This window comes from Paraburkholderia strydomiana, from assembly GCF_046030495.1.
GTDB classification, from domain to species: Bacteria; Pseudomonadota; Gammaproteobacteria; order Burkholderiales; family Burkholderiaceae; genus Paraburkholderia; species Paraburkholderia strydomiana_A.
Genome location: NZ_JAQQCJ010000001.1, coordinates 639,027 through 655,030 on the forward strand (window position 1 = coordinate 639,027; position 16,004 = coordinate 655,030).

At 66.0% G+C, this 16,004-nt stretch carries 17 protein-coding genes; 8 read left to right on the forward strand and 9 right to left on the reverse strand.

Going from position 1 to position 16,004, the window contains the following annotated elements; all coding sequences use genetic code 11:
* The 3 genes from PQQ53_RS02910 to PQQ53_RS02920 are packed head-to-tail and all read left to right on the forward strand — an operon-like array spanning position 1 to position 3,174.
* Entirely contained in the window at positions 1-1,005 is a 1,005-nt protein-coding gene (locus tag PQQ53_RS02910; protein WP_408140278.1) for an ABC transporter ATP-binding protein, read from the forward strand.
* Positions 1,002-2,021: a peptide ABC transporter ATP-binding protein gene (locus tag PQQ53_RS02915; protein WP_408140280.1), complete on the forward strand. Its 1,020-nt coding sequence runs from the start codon at positions 1,002-1,004 to the stop codon at positions 2,019-2,021. Before PQQ53_RS02910 ends, PQQ53_RS02915 begins: the two co-directional genes overlap by 4 nt.
* Positions 2,014-3,174, forward strand: a complete 1,161-nt coding sequence (locus PQQ53_RS02920; protein WP_408140282.1) for a TraB/GumN family protein — start codon at positions 2,014-2,016, stop codon at positions 3,172-3,174. The genes PQQ53_RS02915 and PQQ53_RS02920 overlap by 8 nt, the downstream gene beginning before the upstream one ends.
* 22 nt (positions 3,175-3,196) lie before the next feature.
* Here the strand turns inward: PQQ53_RS02920 and PQQ53_RS02925 are convergent, their stop codons facing one another.
* The 6 genes from PQQ53_RS02925 to pxpB all read right to left on the reverse strand — a co-directional run bounded on the left by PQQ53_RS02925 (position 3,197) and on the right by pxpB (position 8,187).
* Positions 3,197-3,349, reverse strand: coding sequence for a hypothetical protein (locus PQQ53_RS02925; protein WP_408323246.1), 153 nt, complete (start codon positions 3,347-3,349; stop codon positions 3,197-3,199).
* A gap of 366 nt (positions 3,350-3,715) precedes the next feature.
* Positions 3,716-4,672: a DUF979 domain-containing protein gene (locus tag PQQ53_RS02930; protein WP_408323247.1), complete on the reverse strand. Its 957-nt coding sequence runs from the start codon at positions 4,670-4,672 to the stop codon at positions 3,716-3,718.
* Positions 4,669-5,418 (reverse strand): DUF969 domain-containing protein, encoded by a 750-nt coding sequence (locus PQQ53_RS02935; RefSeq protein ID WP_408140287.1) that lies wholly within the window; start codon positions 5,416-5,418, stop codon positions 4,669-4,671. The genes PQQ53_RS02930 and PQQ53_RS02935 overlap by 4 nt, the downstream gene beginning before the upstream one ends.
* 294 nt (positions 5,419-5,712) lie before the next feature.
* Positions 5,713-6,465 (reverse strand): 5-oxoprolinase subunit PxpA, encoded by a 753-nt coding sequence (gene pxpA / locus PQQ53_RS02940; protein ID WP_408152802.1) that lies wholly within the window; start codon positions 6,463-6,465, stop codon positions 5,713-5,715.
* Positions 6,466-6,484: 19 nt separating this feature from the next.
* Positions 6,485-7,537: a 5-oxoprolinase subunit C family protein gene (locus tag PQQ53_RS02945; protein ID WP_408323248.1), complete on the reverse strand. Its 1,053-nt coding sequence runs from the start codon at positions 7,535-7,537 to the stop codon at positions 6,485-6,487.
* Complete coding sequence (gene pxpB, locus PQQ53_RS02950; RefSeq protein WP_408323249.1) at positions 7,534-8,187, reverse strand: 5-oxoprolinase subunit PxpB; 654 nt, start codon at positions 8,185-8,187, stop codon at positions 7,534-7,536. The genes PQQ53_RS02945 and pxpB overlap by 4 nt, the downstream gene beginning before the upstream one ends.
* 205 nt (positions 8,188-8,392) lie before the next feature.
* On the opposite strand from pxpB, the gene PQQ53_RS02955 reads away from it, so the two are divergent.
* A complete protein-coding gene (locus PQQ53_RS02955) occupies positions 8,393-8,905 on the forward strand; it encodes a winged helix DNA-binding protein (protein WP_042327041.1) in 513 nt (170 codons plus the stop codon).
* Positions 8,906-8,961: 56 nt separating this feature from the next.
* On the opposite strand, the gene PQQ53_RS02960 is transcribed toward PQQ53_RS02955, so the two are convergent.
* Complete coding sequence (locus tag PQQ53_RS02960) at positions 8,962-9,504, reverse strand: 5-formyltetrahydrofolate cyclo-ligase (RefSeq protein ID WP_408323278.1); 543 nt, start codon at positions 9,502-9,504, stop codon at positions 8,962-8,964.
* Positions 9,505-9,581: 77 nt separating this feature from the next.
* On the opposite strand from PQQ53_RS02960, the gene PQQ53_RS02965 reads away from it, so the two are divergent.
* From PQQ53_RS02965 to PQQ53_RS02980, 4 genes are all read left to right on the forward strand, one after another.
* Positions 9,582-11,549: a lytic transglycosylase domain-containing protein gene (locus PQQ53_RS02965; RefSeq protein WP_408152805.1), complete on the forward strand. Its 1,968-nt coding sequence runs from the start codon at positions 9,582-9,584 to the stop codon at positions 11,547-11,549.
* 81 nt (positions 11,550-11,630) lie between these two features.
* On the forward strand, positions 11,631-12,584 hold the full coding sequence (locus PQQ53_RS02970) for a complex I NDUFA9 subunit family protein (RefSeq protein ID WP_408140298.1): 954 nt from the start codon (positions 11,631-11,633) through the stop codon (positions 12,582-12,584).
* Positions 12,585-12,622: 38 nt separating this feature from the next.
* The gene (locus PQQ53_RS02975) at positions 12,623-13,276 is read left to right on the forward strand and encodes a glutathione S-transferase family protein (RefSeq protein WP_408323250.1); all 654 of its coding nucleotides are present in this window, start codon (positions 12,623-12,625) and stop codon (positions 13,274-13,276) included.
* On the forward strand, positions 13,273-14,505 hold the full coding sequence (locus PQQ53_RS02980; RefSeq protein WP_408323251.1) for a multifunctional CCA addition/repair protein: 1,233 nt from the start codon (positions 13,273-13,275) through the stop codon (positions 14,503-14,505). Before PQQ53_RS02975 ends, PQQ53_RS02980 begins: the two co-directional genes overlap by 4 nt.
* Before the next feature lie 68 nt (positions 14,506-14,573).
* On the opposite strand, the gene PQQ53_RS02985 is transcribed toward PQQ53_RS02980, so the two are convergent.
* Positions 14,574-14,768 carry a DUF2905 domain-containing protein gene (locus PQQ53_RS02985; protein ID WP_408323252.1) on the reverse strand — a complete coding sequence of 65 codons (195 nt, stop codon included), beginning with the start codon at positions 14,766-14,768 and terminating at the stop codon, positions 14,574-14,576.
* 32 nt (positions 14,769-14,800) lie between these two features.
* Positions 14,801-15,991 (reverse strand): class I SAM-dependent methyltransferase, encoded by a 1,191-nt coding sequence (locus tag PQQ53_RS02990; protein ID WP_408152808.1) that lies wholly within the window; start codon positions 15,989-15,991, stop codon positions 14,801-14,803.
* Positions 15,992-16,004: the final 13 nt, after the last annotated feature.

Sequence of the window (16,004 nt, forward strand, 5' to 3'; positions counted from 1 at the left end):
ATGGCTAATTTATTGACCATCCGCAATCTGGCGGTGAATTTCAACGGTCTGCCCGCGGTCGATCGCATCAACCTCGACGTCGCACCCGGCGAAGTGGTCGGCGTGGTCGGCGAATCGGGCTCGGGCAAGAGCGTCACGATGATGGCGCTGATGGGCCTGATCGACGCGCCCGGCAAAGTCACCGCGGACGAGATCACCTTCAACGGCAAGAGCCTGCTGAACGCATCGGCGAAGGAGCGCCGCAAGATCATCGGCAAGGACATCGCGATGGTGTTCCAGGACGCGCTCACGAGTCTGAATCCGAGCTACACGGTCGGCTATCAGATCAAGGAAGTGCTGAAGCTGCACGAAGGCCTGCGCGGCAGCGCGCTCGACAAACGCGCGCTCGAACTGCTCGATCAGGTCGGCATTCCCGATCCGAAAGGCCGCATCGGTTCGTTTCCGCATCAGATGTCGGGCGGCATGAACCAGCGCGTGATGATCGCGATGGCGATCGCCTGCAACCCGAAGTTGCTAATCGCCGACGAGCCGACCACCGCGCTCGACGTGACGATCCAGGCGCAGATCATGGAACTGCTGATCAAGCTGCAGAAGGAGCGCGGCATGGCGCTCGTGCTGATCTCGCACGACCTCGCGGTGGTGTCCGAGGTCGCGCAGCGCGTCGCGGTCATGTACGCTGGCGAAGTGATCGAAACGAACAAGGTGCCGGACATCTTCGCGGCGCCCCATCATCCGTACACGGAAGCGCTACTGGCGGCGATTCCCGAGCACAACGTGGGCGCGGTGCGGCTCGCGGCGCTGCCGGGCATGGTGCCGGGGCGCGACGACCGGCCCAAAGGGTGCCTGTTCGCGCCGCGCTGCAAGTACGTGGTCGACGATTGCATGAAGGCGCGGCCCGCGCTCGCGCCGATGCAAGGTCACGCCGAAGTGGCGCGCGTGCGCTGCATCAAACCCCTGAACCTGAGCGGCGACGCCAACGTTCACACCCGTGGAGGCGCACGATGAATGCAGTACTCGAAACGCGGCGCCAGGCCAAACCTACGGGCGATCACGTGCTGGTCGCCGACCAGCTCGCGCGTTACTACACGGTCAAGCGCGGCATGTTCGCGTCGGGCACGGTGAAGGCGCTCAACGGCGTGTCGTTCGCGCTGGAGCGCGGCAAGACGCTCGCGGTGGTCGGCGAATCCGGCTGCGGCAAGTCCACGCTCGCGCGTCAACTGACGATGATCGAAGCGCCCACGGCGGGGCGTCTGCTGATCGACGGTGAGGACGTGGCCGGCGCCGATCACGCGAAGATCGCGGCGCTGCGGCGGCGCGTGCAGATGGTGTTCCAGAACCCGTTCGCGTCGCTCAATCCGCGCAAGACCGTCGAGCAGACGCTCGGCGAGCCGCTCGCGATCAATACGCAACTGAGCGCCACCGAGCGCGCCGAACGGATCGCGCAGATGATGCGCACCGTCGGCCTGCGTCCCGAACACGCGAAGCGCTATCCGCATATGTTCTCCGGCGGCCAGCGCCAGCGCGTGGCGATTGCGCGCGCGATGATTCTCGATCCGCAGATCGTGGTCGCCGACGAACCGGTGTCGGCGCTCGACGTGTCGATCCAGGCGCAGATCCTGAACCTGTTCATGGACTTGCAGGAGCAGTTCAAGACCAGCTACGTGTTCATCTCGCACAATTTGTCCGTGGTCGAGCATATCGCCGACGATGTGATGGTGATGTACTTCGGCGGCGTGGCCGAACTCGGCGACAAGAAGCGGATCTTCTCGAAGCCGCGCCATCCGTACACGCGCGCGCTGATGTCGGCGACGCCTTCGATCTTCGAGGCGGATCGCAGCATCAAGATCAAGCTGCAAGGTGAAATGCCGTCGCCATTGAATCCGCCTTCGGGGTGCACGTTCCATCAGCGCTGCCCGTATATGATCGACCGCTGCCGCAGCGAGGAACCGAAGCTGCGCGAAGTGGATGGCCGTCAGGTATCGTGTCACCGCGCCGAGGAGGTGGGGGACGTGGATGCCTGATGCGGCAGCGGCGCGTCGTCTTGCGCGCCGCTTGCGTGATGGCGGCTGCGGTGCTGCTTTCGCGCGGCGCTGGCGAGCGCGTGCGCTGAACGGTGCCGTGCTCGTCGGCGTGTGCTGTGCTCTTTATCTCGGCTCCGCGCCCGCCGAGCTCGCGCATGCAGCGGGCGCGGCGGCCACTGCGCCGGCCCAGGCGGGGCGCCCGGCGGTGCCGGTGCCCGGCGAGCAGGCGCCGCCGCGCGCAAGCGTGCCGGGCTTCAATCCGCCGCCGCCGTCGCCAGCGCCGCCCGGCACCACCGCGAGCGGCCCGGTGCGCACGCAGCCGGCGCGCATGCCGTTCTATGTCGCCACGCGCGGCACGACCACGATCTACGTGCTGGGCACGCTGCATGTCGGCGATCCCGCCGACTATCCCGCCGCCCAGCCGTTCCGGCCGCCGATCCTCGCCGCGCTGGCCGCCTCGCCGACGCTGGCGCTCGAACTCTCCCCCGACGAACTGCTGATCTCGCAAGACGACGTGTCGAAGTACGGCGTGTGCAAGCGCGACTGTCTGCCGGGCTCGTTGCCGGAACCGTTGTGGCACAAGCTGGCGATGCGTCTGCGCGGCAATCCCGCCGCGCTCGATGCGATCAAGAAGATGCGGCCCTGGCTCGCGTCGCTGGTGGTCGAAACCTACGATTCGCTGAGCGCCGGCCTGCAGACCGAGTACGGCACGGAAGCGCAATTGCAGAACGTGTACCTGAAGACGCGCGGCAAGATCGTCGGACTCGAAACGCTGCCGCAGCAGATGCGCGCGTTCACGGGACTCTCGCTTGCGCAGCAGCGCGAAATGCTCGCGCAGGATCTGGTGCAGACGCCTGCGCAAAACGTCGCGGATGTGCGCGCGCTGCATCGGCTGTGGCGGGTCGGCGATGCCGATGCAATTGCCGCATGGCAGGCCGCGAAATCCGAAAATCTGGCGCGCGACAAGCATGTCTCCGACTCGATCGACAACAGGATCGTCTATGAGCGCAACCGGCGCTTCGTGTCGCGGATGCTGCAGATCGCCGCGCCGAACAAGCCGGTGTTCGTTGCGATAGGCGCGCTGCATCTGGGCGGCCCCAAAGGCGTGTTGCAGCTTTTGCGGCAGCGCGGATTCGTGGTCGAGCCGGGCTGAGCGCGGGTGCGCCGGATCGAACCTATTGCCGTTGCAGAGCCTGCGCGAGTTCCGCCACCACTGTCTGCCAGTCTCCCGATGTCTTTTGCCTGAACAGCCTCATTGCCGGATACCACGGCGTGTCGTTGCGCGCTTTGACCCTGCGCCAGTCGGCGTTGGTGGCAGCAGTAGCCACACCGGCTTGCCCAGCGCCGCCGCGAGCGTGAGGGTTTGCCGGTAGAGCGCGTCGGCGGCGTCGAACTGGCCGGCCTGGTTGTGCGGCCAGCGCGTCGTCGATCAACGAGGTGACGTGGGCAGCGGAGTCGCCGTCGCGGTGGGATGGATGTTCCATGGACGCCTGCAGAGGATCGCAAGCGGCGCGCGTGGCACGCACCGGCGCGTGGGATGGGAGACCTTCCGCGATCTTATGTGCCACCCCCTGTTCCGACGATCGGGCGCTTCCTAATTCGGTCGCGCGCGATTCGCAATGAGTCTGCTTCAGCGACGCATCGCAGCGGCGGGCTGCGATGCGTCGGCATAGGCCGCCTTGAAGGCAGGCGCCCTACAGGAACATCAGGAAATTCAACAGGAAGATGTTGATCACCAGCAGGATGAGCGCGGTGGGAATCTGCACCTTGATCACCGCGTTCTTGTCCGGCAGTTCGAGCAGCGCGACCGGCACCATGTTGAAGTTCGCGGCCATCGGCGTCATCAGCGTGCCGCAGTAGCCGGAGAACATGCCGATCGCGACCATCACCGCCGGGTTGCCGTGAAACACGCCGACCAGAATCGGCACGCCGACGCCGCCCGTCATCACCGGGAACGCGGCGAAGCCGTTGCCCATCACCATCGTGAAGAGCGCCATGCCGATGCAGTACACGGCCACCGCGACGAAGCGATAGTCGAGGCTGATGTAGGACGTGGTCACGTGCGCGACGGCCTTGCCGACACCCGCGTCGGAGAACACGAGGCCGAGCATGCCGAGCATCTGCGGCAGCACCGCGGCCCACGACAGCGCATCGACCAGCCGGCGCGCTTCTTTCATCGACTGGCCGACGGTGTCGCGCGTCATCACGCAAGCCACCGCGAGCGCGATCACGCAGCCGATGCCGAAGCCGATCAGCGTGACGTTGGCCTTCTCGATCAGCGGCATACCGCCGAATACCAGGTGGCTCGCCGACAGCGTGATGATCACGGTGATGACCGGAATCGTCAGCGCGGGCACGAACAGCTTGTTGCCCAGACGCGCGGCGCTTGCCCTGCGCGCGTCGAGCGACAGCATTTTCGGCTTGGCCGCGGTGACGCCGCCGAAACCGGCGATCAGCGCCATGACGATCACGGCGACGCCAACCACCGCCGGCGGCAGCCGGTCGCCGATCAGGAAGATCAGCGCGTAGAGAATCCAGAAGCCGCCCGCGGTGAGGCGGCGTGGATGCGTCCTGTCGGTGACGATCATGCCGCCGACGATCAGCAGCACCACGCCCAGCAGCCAGAACAGATAGGTGATCGTGAATGTCATGCTTTGTCTCCCGCGGCGGATTGCGCCGACGACACGGCAGCGCTGCCGCCCCGGGCATTGCCGCGCAGTTCGCGTTCGAGCCGGCGGTCGAGCAGATACAGCCGGAAGCCGTGCACGATGAATGCGCAGATCGCGGTCGGGATGCCCCACAGCGCGACGTGAATCGGCTCGACGACGATGCCCGCTTCCTTCAGGAAGGTCGTCATCAGCACGATTGCGCCGAACGCGACGAAGATGTCCTCGCCGAAGAAGAGGCCCACGTTGTCGGTGGCGGCGGCGAACGCGCGCAACTTGAAACGGACCGCGTCGCTGATCTTGCCGAAGCGGGTTTCGGCCGCGCCTTCGGCCATCGGCGCGATCAGCGGGCGCACCATTTGCGGATGCCCGCCGAGCCCGGTCAGGCCGACCGCGGCGGTCAGCTCGCGCACGAGCAGATAGACGATCAGCAGACGCCCGGCGGTGGCCGCCTTGATGCCGCCGATCCACGCTTGCGCGCGCTCGCGCAGCCCGTGCCGTTCGAGCAGGCCGATCACGGCGAGCGGTAAAAGAATGATCAGCGGGATGTTGCGCGTCTTGATGAAGCCGGTGCCGATCTGCGCAAGGATTTTTTCAGGCGGGAAGTGCGCGGCAAGACCGGTGACGATCGCGGCGACCGCGACGATCAGCATCGGATTGAACCGCAATAAAAAGCCGACGATGATGACGGCCACGCCGATGAGCGGCCATAGACTGACAGTTGACTGCATCAGGATCTCCAAACAGGGTTTCAACCTCGCCGCGGGTAGCGGCTCACGTGGGCCGGCGCGTGGTGTTCATGCGCCGTCTGGTGTTGCCACGGCTCTTGATGGCCGCGTTGCTTCGAACTGCGTACCTCTGCACTTCAAACTGCACCTGCACCTGCACCTGCACCTGCGTTCGCGGTTTGCCCGCCGGGTATGGCAATGCGCCCTCCACCTGGCAAACGCCCCGCTCGAAAGCGGGGCGTCGGAGGTGTCGCTGGAGGTAATTCGCGCTGTCTGTCTGGCCGCCGAAGCCGCCGCTCAGACGCGTGCGGCGTTGGCCGCGTGAACGTCGATGCCGGCAGCCTCCAGCGCGCCGCGAATGCGCCGCGCGAACGCCAGCGCATGGGGCCCGTCGCCGTGCAGACAGATGGTCTGCGCGTTCAGCGGTACCCATTGGCCGTCCACGGCCTGCACGCGCTGCTCGCGGATCATCGCGAGCGTGCGCTCCAGGACTTCGTTTTCGTCGTCGAGCAGCGCGCCCGGTTCCTTGCGCGGCACGAGCGAGCCGTCGGCGCGATAGCCGCGGTCGGCGAACACTTCCTCGATCGCGACGAGACCCGCGTTGCGCGCTGCCGTCACGAGGCCGCTGTTGGCGAGCGCGAACACGGCCACCGACGGATCGAAATCGTGCACCGCCGAAACGATCGCGTCGGCGATCTTCGCGTCGCGCGCGGCCTGGTTGTACAAGGCGCCGTGCGGCTTGACGTGCGCGATGCGCCCGCCCTCGGCCTGGGCGATCGCCGACAGCGCGCCGAGCTGATACAGCACGCCCGCGTAAATCTCGCCGGCCGGCAGATCCATCTCCTTGCGACCGAAATTCTCAGGATCGTTGAAGCTCGGATGCGCGCCGATCGACACGCCTTTCTGCACCGCCCACTGCACGCATTCGCGCATGGCATTGGGGCCGCCCGCGTGCCAGCCGCAAGCGATATTCGCCGAACTGACGAGGTCGAGCAGCGCCTCGTCGGAGCCGCAGCCTTCGCCGAGGTCGGCGTTCAAATCGATTTCCATGGTGTTCCCCTACTGAGTGTTACAGCGCCGCGACCGTCGACAGGCGTGCGCAGCGTTCTTCATGCATCGCGATTGCGGCGTCGATCTGCCGCAAGTACGTACGTTCTTCCAGCAAAGCCTGGCGCGCTTCGAACAGCGTGGTCGGGATGAATCGCACCGCGGCGTTCAGGCGGACCTGTGCGAGCTTCCACAGATCGGCCTGGATCACCGCGCCGATCTTCGGATAGCCGCCGGTGGTTTGTGCGTCGCTCATCAAGACGATCGGCTGGCCGTTCGGCGGCACCTGGATCGTGCCGGGCAGCACCGCATGCGAGAGCAGGTCGGTTTTGCGGGTGCGTTCCAGTTCGGCGCCGGCGAGGCGATAGCCCATGCGGTTGCTGTTCGGCGTGACGAGCCATTCATCGGCCCAGAACGATTCGTGCGCGGCCTCGGTGAAGCTGTCGTATTCCGGGCCGCGCAGCACGCGGATCGGCACCGCCCACGGCACGCCCGACGGATGACGGCCGCGCCGCAGCGGCTCGTGAACCAGCACGAACTTGCACCAGCTGGGCGCCTTCACGCCGAACTCCGGCGCCTCGGGCGTGAAGCCGACCTGGCCGCGCTGCTGCGGCACGCCGACCGGCAGGCGGTCGCCGTCGCGCAGCGCGCGGCCGCCGAGTCCGCCGAAATGACCGGCGAGATCGGTGCTGCGTGAGCCGAGCATCGGCAGCACGTCGATGCCGCCCGCCACGCTGACGTAGCCGCGCATGCCGCGTTTCGCCGCGTTCAGCACCAGCTCCTGGCCCGCTTGCACCGGCAGGCTCCACCACGAATAGACCGGCTTGCCGTCGAGCGTCGCGCCGAATTCGGTGCCGGTGATGGCGACCCGTGTCGCGCGCAGAAAGCGCAGCGCGGTCGGGCCGAAGGTGATTTCCAGGCCGGCCGCGTCGGGCCGGTTGCCGACCAGCCGGTTGCCGACTTCGAGCGACAGCCGGTCGAGCGCGCCCCCCATCGCGACGCCCAGATGCCGTTGGCCGTGACGGCCGAGATCCTGGATCGTGGTCAGCAGACCTGCGCGAATCACATCGATCATGCGTGTATCTCCGCGATGGTGAAGCGCACACGGTCGCCCGGCTGCAACAGGGTGGGCGGGCGGCGCGCCGGGTCGAACAGCGGCAGCTCGGTGCGGCCGATCAGCTGCCAGCCGCCGGGCGAGACGGCCGGATAGATGCCGGTCTGTTCACCACCGATGCCGACCGAGCCGGCCGGCACCTCCAGCCGCGGCGACGCCCGGCGCGGCGTATGCAAGGCGGCGTCGAGGCCGCCCATGTACGCGAAGCCCGGCTGGAAGCCGAGGAAAAAGACCACGTACTCGCCCTCCGCGTGACGCTGCACGACCTCGCGCACCGTCAGGCCCGTGTGATCGGCGACCGCCTGCAGATCGGGGCCGAACTCACCGCCGTACTGCACCGGAATCTGGACCTCGCGACCGGACTCGAGCGTCTTGCCCGCGGCGTCCCACGCGGCCAGCAATTGTTCGCCGAGCGCGTCGCGATCGGCTTCGAGAGGATCGAACACGAGCGTCAGATTGTTCATGCCCGGCACGACCTCCAGCACATGCGGCCAGTCGCGCGCGAGCGCGGCGGCCGCCCACACGCGCCGCTGGCACTCCAGCGTGGCGGGCGGCGGCGCTTCGCAGACAAGCGCGGCATCGCCGAGCGGAAAGATTCTTGGTTGGCTCATGGCTTAACGGCCCAGGTCGGATGGCAGGAAGCGGGCACGGTGGAACCCTTGACGCGCGATCCGCGCCGGTATGCGATAGTTGAAGCGTACATTATCAATAAAATATCAACAATTTCTCAATAAGCGTTTGTGCCAGGCTCGCCGGGATCGGCGGCTCGTCGTACACTCCCGACACCTTCTCATCCTGTCCCTCGGACTCTTCGTCATGTCGCGTCATCCCACCAAGATCGTCTCGTCGGAACATCTCGTCTCCGAGACCAGCGCGGAGCTGTCCGAACTCGAATACGCGTTGATCATGGCGGGCAACGCCTTCAACCGGTGGATGGTGCGCTGCATGTCGGCGGCCGGCGACAAGGACATGACCGCGATCGAAGTGTCGCTGCTGCATCACGTCAGCCACCGCGAGCGTCGCAAGAAGCTCGCGGACATCTGCTTCGTGCTGAACATCGAAGACACGCACGTCGCCACCTATGCGTTGAAGAAGCTCGTAGCTAGAGGGTACGTAAAAAGCGAAAAGACCGGCAAGGAAGTGTTCTTTTCGGCGACCGAAGCGGGCCGCGAGTTGTGTCTGAAGTATCGCGAGGTGCGTGAGAGCTGTCTGATTTCGACGCTGAAGGAAAGCGGCCTGACCAACGAACAGATCGGCGACGCGGCGCAATTGATGCGCAACGCGTCCGGTCTGTACGACACGGCCGCGCGCGCGGCGGCGTCCCTATAGCGGGCTGCCGGGCTGATGCGGCGGCGTGAAGCCAGTACGCGCGCCGCATGCCCGGCTCAACTTGCCGGGCGTGGATGGAAACCCGCCTCGGTAACGATCAGGTCGAGCGGAATGTCGTGCGCTTCACGTTGCAGTGCCGGCGTGCGGCACGCTTCATACGCGATGCCCACCGTCAGCGGCCGTTTCGAACCCGGCCAGGCGGCCAGGGTGCGATCGTAATAACCGCCACCGTAACCGAGCCGGTAGCCGCCGTCGTCGAAGCCGACGCAGGGCACGAACAGCAACTCGGGAATCACCACCTGGCCCGACACCGGCTCGGCAATCTTGTGATGACCGATCCTCATTTCCATGTCGGGGCGCCAAGCATGGAATTCGAGCGGTGCGCCGCGTGTCTTGATAATCGGCAAGCTGGCTTCTCGTTGAGCGTTGGCCGCAAGCCACAGAGAGATCGCAGCGCGTGCGTCGAATTCGCCGGAAAGCGGCCAGTAGAATCCTACGCTGTCCACACCATAGTGCTCCAACGCATCAAGCAGGTGGCGGCCGAGCGCGGCGTTGTGCGCCGGCTCGGAAGCCGCTTGCAGCCTCGTTTCCAATAGCATCCGGCGCAGCGCCTTTTTCGCGGCCGGCACGGGGTTGCATGCTATGCTTTGGTCCAATTCGCGCTCCAGAAACAACGATGTCAAAACGCCTTTATCGAGTATATCGCGCGGCCGGTCTGGCGCTCGCCGCAGCGGCACTCGTCGCGTGCAGCACGGCCTCCGCCGTCAAGCCCGTTTCCTTTTCTCCGCTCACCAACGACGACCAGATTTTCGTCCAGTTGCGCGAGGCAGCCCGCAATAACGATGCGGCGCGCGCGGCGCAACTGGCGAGCATGATCCCGAACTATCCGGCGCCTTCGTATCTGGAGTACTTCCAGCTCAAGCCGCAACTGTTCGATTCGACCGGCCATGCGCGCGTCGACGCGCCGGATGCGCCAGTGCTGGCGTTTCTGCAGAAGTACGACGGCCAGGCGATCGCCGACCGTCTGCGCAACGACTACCTCACGGTGCTTGGCACGCGTCACGACTGGCGCAACTTCGATCAGCAATACGCGCGCTTCGTGCTGAACGACGACACCCAGGTGAAGTGCTATGCGCTCGAATCGCGCGCCTCGCGCGGCGAAAACGTCGCCGACGCGGCGCGCGCGCTGCTGGTCGATCCGAAGTGGTACGGCGACGGCTGCGTCGATCTGATCACCGTGCTCGCCGTGAATCGCCAGTTCAGTGCCGACGACGTCTGGCAGCAGATCCGTCTCGCGTACGAGCAGAACTACACGGGCACCGGCAGCAAGCTGCTCGACGCGCTCGGCAACCAGGCGCCCGACCCGGTGCTGTTCGGCCAGGCGACGAGCACCCCGCCGTTGCTGCTGGCGCGCGGCGTCGGTCCGGATGCGCAGTCGCATCAGCTGGCGCTGCTGGCGATCACGCGCATGGCGCGCAACGATCCGGCGATGGCCGCGGCCACGTTCGCATCGGTCGCGCCGTCGCTGAATTCGCCGGAGCGCGCGATCGGCTGGGGCACGATTGCCTATCAGGCAGCCGCCAAGCAGATGCCGAGCGCAGTGGACTGGTACCGGCTGTCGGCGAATGCGCAACTGTCGAATCCCGCGTATGAATGGCGCACGCGCACCGCGCTCCTCGCCGGCGACTGGAACATGGTGCGCTGGTCGATCGAGCAGATGCCGGAGGCGCTGCGCAAGCAGCCGTCGTGGGTCTACTGGCACGCGCGTGCGCTGAAGCAGGCGGGCGACACGACCACGGCCAACCAGGAATTCGAGTCGATCGCGCAGGGCTTTAACTTCTACGGTCAACTGGCCGCCGAGGAACTCGGCCAGAAGATCTCGGTGCCGCCGAAAACCTCGGTGAGCGACGCCGAAGTCCAGCAAGCCGGCAACACGCCGGGCTTCGATCTCGCGCAACGGTTCTATGCGATGAATCTGCGGCTCGAAGGCAATCGCGAATGGAACTGGCCGCTGCGCACGATGAGCGACCGCCAACTGCTCGCGGCCGCCGAATACGCGCGCCGTATCCAGCTCTATGACCGCACCGTCAACACGGCGGACCGCACGAAGAGCGAGCACGATTTCTCGCTGCGTTATCTGTCGCCGTTCCGCGATATCGTCGAGCGCGATGCGCAGTCGAGCGGGCTCGACGTGGAGTGGGCATACGGGCTGATTCGCCAGGAGTCGCGCTTCATCATCAACGCGCGCTCCGAGGTCGGCGCGGGCGGCTTGATGCAGTTGATGCCGGGCACCGCGCAACTGGTCGCGAAAAAGATCGGCCTCGGCCCGATTTCGCGCGAGCAGATGAACGACATCAACACCAACATCCTGCTCGGCACCAACTACCTGTCGATGATCTACAATCAGTTCGACGGGTCCGCGGTGCTGGCTACCGCCGGCTATAACGCAGGCCCCGGCCGTCCGCGCAACTGGCGGCAGTCGTTGCAGCATCCGGTCGAAGGTGCGATCTTCGCCGAGGCGATCCCGTTCCAGGAAACCCGCGACTACGTCAAGAACGTGCTATCCAACACGGTCTACTACGCGGCGTTGTTCGAAGGCCGTCCGCAATCGCTGAAGGCGCGTCTGGGTTATATCGCACCGTAAAGCGCCGTGCCGCCGCGGCCTCGTTCGAGGCCTCGGCGCGCCACGCCAGCCGTTGCCGCGGCTTCCATCAGGGAGTCGAAAATGCGACACAAAGCCATTGCGATCATCGGCGGTTCCGGGTTTATCGGCAGCCATCTCGTCAACGCGCTCGTCGAAGCGGGTAAAGACGTGCGCATCGCCACGCGGCGGCGCTACAACGCCCGCCATCTCACGCTGCTTCCCATCGACGTGATCGAAACCGACGTGTTCGATCCGGTCCAGCTCGCGCGCTTTGTCGAAGGCGCCGATTGCGTGATCAATCTCGTCGGCACGTTGAATGGCAAGCGCGGCACGCCATACGGCCCGGAGTTCGCGCGCATGCACGTCGATCTGCCGACGCGGATCGTGGCCGCCTGCGAAGGCAAGGGCGTGCACCGGCTGATTCACCTCAGCGCGCTCGGCGCCAATCCGAACGGACCCAGCATGTACTCGCGCTCGAAGAGCGACGGCGAGAAAGCGGTGCATGCAGCGAACCTCGCGTGGACGATTTTCCGGCCGTCCGTGGTCTTCGGTCCCGAGGACCAGTTCCTCAACAAGTTCGCGTTCCTGCAGCGGATGTTTCCAGTGCTTCCGCTCGCGATGCCGGATGCGAAATTTCAGCCGGTGTATGTCGACGATGTCGTGAAGGCGATTGTCAACGTGCTCGATCTCGACGCCGCGAGCGGCCGGACCTACGAACTGGGCGGCCCGACCGTCTACACGCTCGAAGACCTCGTCACCTATTGCGGCGACGTGATCGGCAAGCATGCGCGCATCATCCGTTTGCCGGACGCGTTGGCGCGCCTGCAGGCGCTGACCTTCGAAATGGCGCCTGGCGAGCCGGTGATCTCGCGCGACAATCTGGATTCGATGAAAGTCGACAACGTGTTGAGCAGCCCGCTTGCGCCTGAACTCGGCCTCGAGCCCGCCAGCATCGAAACGATTGCGCCCGTGTATCTGACCGGCGTGTCGACGCGTTCGCGCTTCGACACGTTTCGCGCCAGCGCCGGACGCTGACGTACCTCGTTCAAATCCTCTCCCCATTGATACGACGCATGAAACTGCTAATTGGTGACAAGAACTACTCGTCATGGTCGATGCGGCCGTGGCTGCTGCTGAAGCACTTCGGCATTCCGTTCGACGAAGTGCTGATCCACCTGTACGAATCCGGCACGACCGCCGCGATCCTCGCTCATGCGCCAGCGGGGCCGGGCAAGGTGCCCTGCCTGATCGATGACGCGGGGCAGGCCGTTTGGGATTCGCTGGCGATCGCCGAGACACTGGCCGAGCGCTTCCCGCAGCACGCGCTGTGGCCGCGCGACGCGGGGGCGCGCGCGCTCGCCCGCAGCGTGAGCGCCGAGATGCATTCGGGCTTCGGCGAGTTGCGCTCGAACATGTGGATGAACATTCGCGCGTCGTTCCCGGGCAAGAATGCAACGCCGGGCGTGCTCGCCGATATCGCGCGGATCGAGGGGATCTGGCGCGAGTGCCTCGACGCGCATGGTGGACCTTTCCTGTTCGGCGAGTTCAGCATTGCCGACGCGATGTATGCGCCGGTCGCGATGCGTTTCAACACGTGGCAGCCGGCGTTGTCCGAAACCGCGTCAGCTTACGTCGAGCGGATCACCGCGTTGCCGGCGGTGGCGGCATGGATCGACGCTTCGCGCCGCGAGACTCACGCGATTGCCTACCAAGACGTATGCCCATGAACATCTACGCGGTAGGCGGCGCGATCCGCGACGAGTTGCTGGGCGTACCGGTGCAGGACCGCGACTACGTGGTGGTCGGCGCGACGCCCGAGCAGATGGTGGCGCAGGGTTATCGTCCGGTGGGCAAGGATTTTCCGGTGTTCCTGCATCCGCAGACGCACGAGGAGTACGCGCTCGCGCGTACCGAGCGCAAGACGGCGGCGGGTTATCACGGCTTCCAGTTCTTCTACGCGCCGGACGTGACGCTGGAGGAAGACCTCGCGCGCCGCGACCTGACAATCAACGCGATGGCGCGCGAAGTGCGCCCGGACGGCGAGTTGAGCGGTCCGGTCATCGACCCGTTCAACGGTCAGGCCGATTTGCAGGCGCGGCTGTTCCGGCATGTGAGCGACGCGTTCCTCGAAGACCCCGTGCGGATTCTGCGGATTGCGCGCTTCGCGGCGCGCTTCGTCGATTTCACGGTCGCGCCGGAAACGCTGACGCTGATGCGCAAGATGGTCGCCGACGGCGAAGTGGATGCGCTGGTGGCCGAACGTGTGTGGCAGGAAGTGTCGCGCGGCCTGATGGAGAAGAAGCCGTCGCGCATGTTCGAGGTACTGCGCGAGTGCGGCGCGCTGGCGCGCATTCTGCCGGAGATCGACGCACTGTTCGGCGTGCCGCAACGCGCCGACTATCACCCCGAGGTGGACACCGGTGTGCACGTGATGATGGTGGTTGACCATGCCGCCCAGCAGGGCTATGCGCTGCCGGTCCGGTTTGCCGCGCTGACGCATGACCTCGGCAAGGCGACCACGCCTGAAGACGTGCTGCCGCGGCATATCGGCCACGAGGGGCGCGGCGTGGATCTGCTCAAGCCACTCTGCGACCGGCTACGGGTGCCGAACGACTGCCGCGATCTCGCGCTGCTGGTGGCGCGCGAGCACGGCAACATCCATCGCGTAACGGAGATGGGGGCGGCGGCGTTGGTGAGATTGCTCGAACGCAGCGACGCGCTTCGCAAACCGGCGCGCTTCGCCGAAGCGTTGCAGGCCTGCGAGGCCGATGCGCGCGGCCGGCTGGGGTTCGAGATGCGGGACTATCCGCAGGCCGAGCGGCTCAGGGTGGCGCTCGTCGCGGCGCGCGGCGTGGATGCCGGTGCGGTCGCCAAACGAATGGCCGATGCACCTGCCGGCATCAAGGACGCCGTGCATCAGGAGCGGGTGCGCGCGGTGGAAGCGGCGCTGGGGTAGGGTGTTTCGGTGTGGTTGCCTTTGGCCTTTGCGCGGCGCATGTCGCCGTGGTCAAAGGCAACGCGGACTTAAAGCAATCTCGCCAGCAGCGACAGGATCATCGACAGCACCAGCGTCGACATGAACGGAAACGGATACTCACGGCCGAACACGCGCAAGGTCACGTCGCCGGGCATCCGGCCAATGCCGATTTTCCTGAGCCACGGCCAGCACGCCGACAACACCGCCACCGCGACGAACGTAGTCAAGAGCCAGCGGATCATCACGAATTCCTAACGCCCAATCAGGCAAAAAATCACAACGTGTGCGAGCGGTCGCCGCTGGAAAACGCCTGCAGCGTATCGTCCAGGCCGCGTGAAAAGGCGATCACCTTGAACAGTTCGCCCATCTCCGCTTCGGACAACAGCTTCTGCACCGCATTCGCCGCGGGCAGGAAGCGCGCCGTGTCGGCCGGATCGATTTCCGACAACGCGTCGGTGATGCCCGCATTCAGCAAGAAGCGCGCTTGCGACGTGAAGCCCAGCAAGTCCGCGCCTGTCTCGACACCGGCTTCGGCGATCCCGGTGAATTCCACGTGCGCGGTGATGTCCTGCAACCCCGGGTAGAGGAACGGATCGCCGTGCGCGCGGTGCCGGTAGTGGCACATCAGCGTGCCTTGCGCGCGCTGCGCGTGGTAGTACTCGTGACGCGGGAAACCGTAGTCGATCAGGAACACCGCGCCGCGCGCGAGCATCGTGCAGACGGTGCGCGTGAAGGCGCTCGCGGCTTCGTGCGTTTCGGTCAGGTAGTCTTCGCCGGCGGTGTCGATGTCCGCAAGCAATGCGATGTCCGCTTCCGCGGATACCGGGCGGTCGTCGAACGCGAACGCCTCGTTGCGCCACACCACGCCGCGTTCGTGCCAGACACCGCCGGTTGCCGCGAACAGCCGCACGGGCATCGCATCCAGCACCTCGTTGCCGATCACCACACCGTCGAAGCGCTCCGGCAACGCGTCCAGCCAACGGACTTTCGCCAGCAGCGCGGGCGCAGCCGCCGCGATCGTCTCACGTTGGCGTTCGCGCAATTCGCCCGACAGATCCACGATCGAGTAGCTGTCGAACCCGGCGCCCAGCGCATCGAGCGCGTTGAGCAAGCCGGCGGCCAGCTTGCCCGTGCCGGCGCCGAACTCCATCACGCCGCGCGTGCCGCTCGCTTCCAAGGCTTCGGCCAGCGGGCGCGCGAGCGTCGCCGCGAACAGCGGCGACAACTCCGGCGCGGTGACGAAGTCGCTGCCGTCGTCGCCGCGCAGACCGAATTTGCGCGCGCCACCGCTGTAATAGCCGAGGCCCGGCGCGTAAAGCGCGCGCTCCATGTAGCGGTCGAACGGCAGCCAGCCGCCGGCGCTGTCGAGCTCCGCGCGCAGCCGCGCGACCAGTGCTTCGGACTGCGCAAGCGCGCTTGGGCCGGGAGCAGGTAAACTATCGGGTTGGTGAGCTTTCGGATTCATCCCCGCATTGTAA

What these genes read in the sequence shown, in the direction of transcription:
- PQQ53_RS02915 (WP_408140280.1), top strand. Translation starts at nt 1,002, where the DNA reads ATGAATGCAGTACTCGAAACGCGGCGCCAGGCCAAACCTACGGGCGAT.
- PQQ53_RS02985 (WP_408323252.1), bottom strand. Translation starts at nt 14,768, where the DNA reads ATGATCCGCTGGCTCTTGACTACGTTCGTCGCGGTGGCGGTGTTGTCG.
- PQQ53_RS02935 (WP_408140287.1), bottom strand. Translation starts at nt 5,418, where the DNA reads ATGCAGTCAACTGTCAGTCTATGGCCGCTCATCGGCGTGGCCGTCATC.
- PQQ53_RS02990 (WP_408152808.1), bottom strand. Translation starts at nt 15,991, where the DNA reads ATGAATCCGAAAGCTCACCAACCCGATAGTTTACCTGCTCCCGGCCCA.
- PQQ53_RS02945 (WP_408323248.1), bottom strand. Translation starts at nt 7,537, where the DNA reads ATGATCGATGTGATTCGCGCAGGTCTGCTGACCACGATCCAGGATCTC.
- PQQ53_RS02965 (WP_408152805.1), top strand. Translation starts at nt 9,582, where the DNA reads ATGTCAAAACGCCTTTATCGAGTATATCGCGCGGCCGGTCTGGCGCTC.
- PQQ53_RS02980 (WP_408323251.1), top strand. Translation starts at nt 13,273, where the DNA reads ATGAACATCTACGCGGTAGGCGGCGCGATCCGCGACGAGTTGCTGGGC.
- PQQ53_RS02970 (WP_408140298.1), top strand. Translation starts at nt 11,631, where the DNA reads ATGCGACACAAAGCCATTGCGATCATCGGCGGTTCCGGGTTTATCGGC.
- PQQ53_RS02920 (WP_408140282.1), top strand. Translation starts at nt 2,014, where the DNA reads ATGCCTGATGCGGCAGCGGCGCGTCGTCTTGCGCGCCGCTTGCGTGAT.
- pxpB (WP_408323249.1), bottom strand. Translation starts at nt 8,187, where the DNA reads ATGAGCCAACCAAGAATCTTTCCGCTCGGCGATGCCGCGCTTGTCTGC.
- pxpA (WP_408152802.1), bottom strand. Translation starts at nt 6,465, where the DNA reads ATGGAAATCGATTTGAACGCCGACCTCGGCGAAGGCTGCGGCTCCGAC.
- PQQ53_RS02975 (WP_408323250.1), top strand. Translation starts at nt 12,623, where the DNA reads ATGAAACTGCTAATTGGTGACAAGAACTACTCGTCATGGTCGATGCGG.
- PQQ53_RS02910 (WP_408140278.1), top strand. Translation starts at nt 1, where the DNA reads ATGGCTAATTTATTGACCATCCGCAATCTGGCGGTGAATTTCAACGGT.
- PQQ53_RS02960 (WP_408323278.1), bottom strand. Translation starts at nt 9,504, where the DNA reads ATGCTATTGGAAACGAGGCTGCAAGCGGCTTCCGAGCCGGCGCACAAC.
- PQQ53_RS02955 (WP_042327041.1), top strand. Translation starts at nt 8,393, where the DNA reads ATGTCGCGTCATCCCACCAAGATCGTCTCGTCGGAACATCTCGTCTCC.
- PQQ53_RS02930 (WP_408323247.1), bottom strand. Translation starts at nt 4,672, where the DNA reads ATGACATTCACGATCACCTATCTGTTCTGGCTGCTGGGCGTGGTGCTG.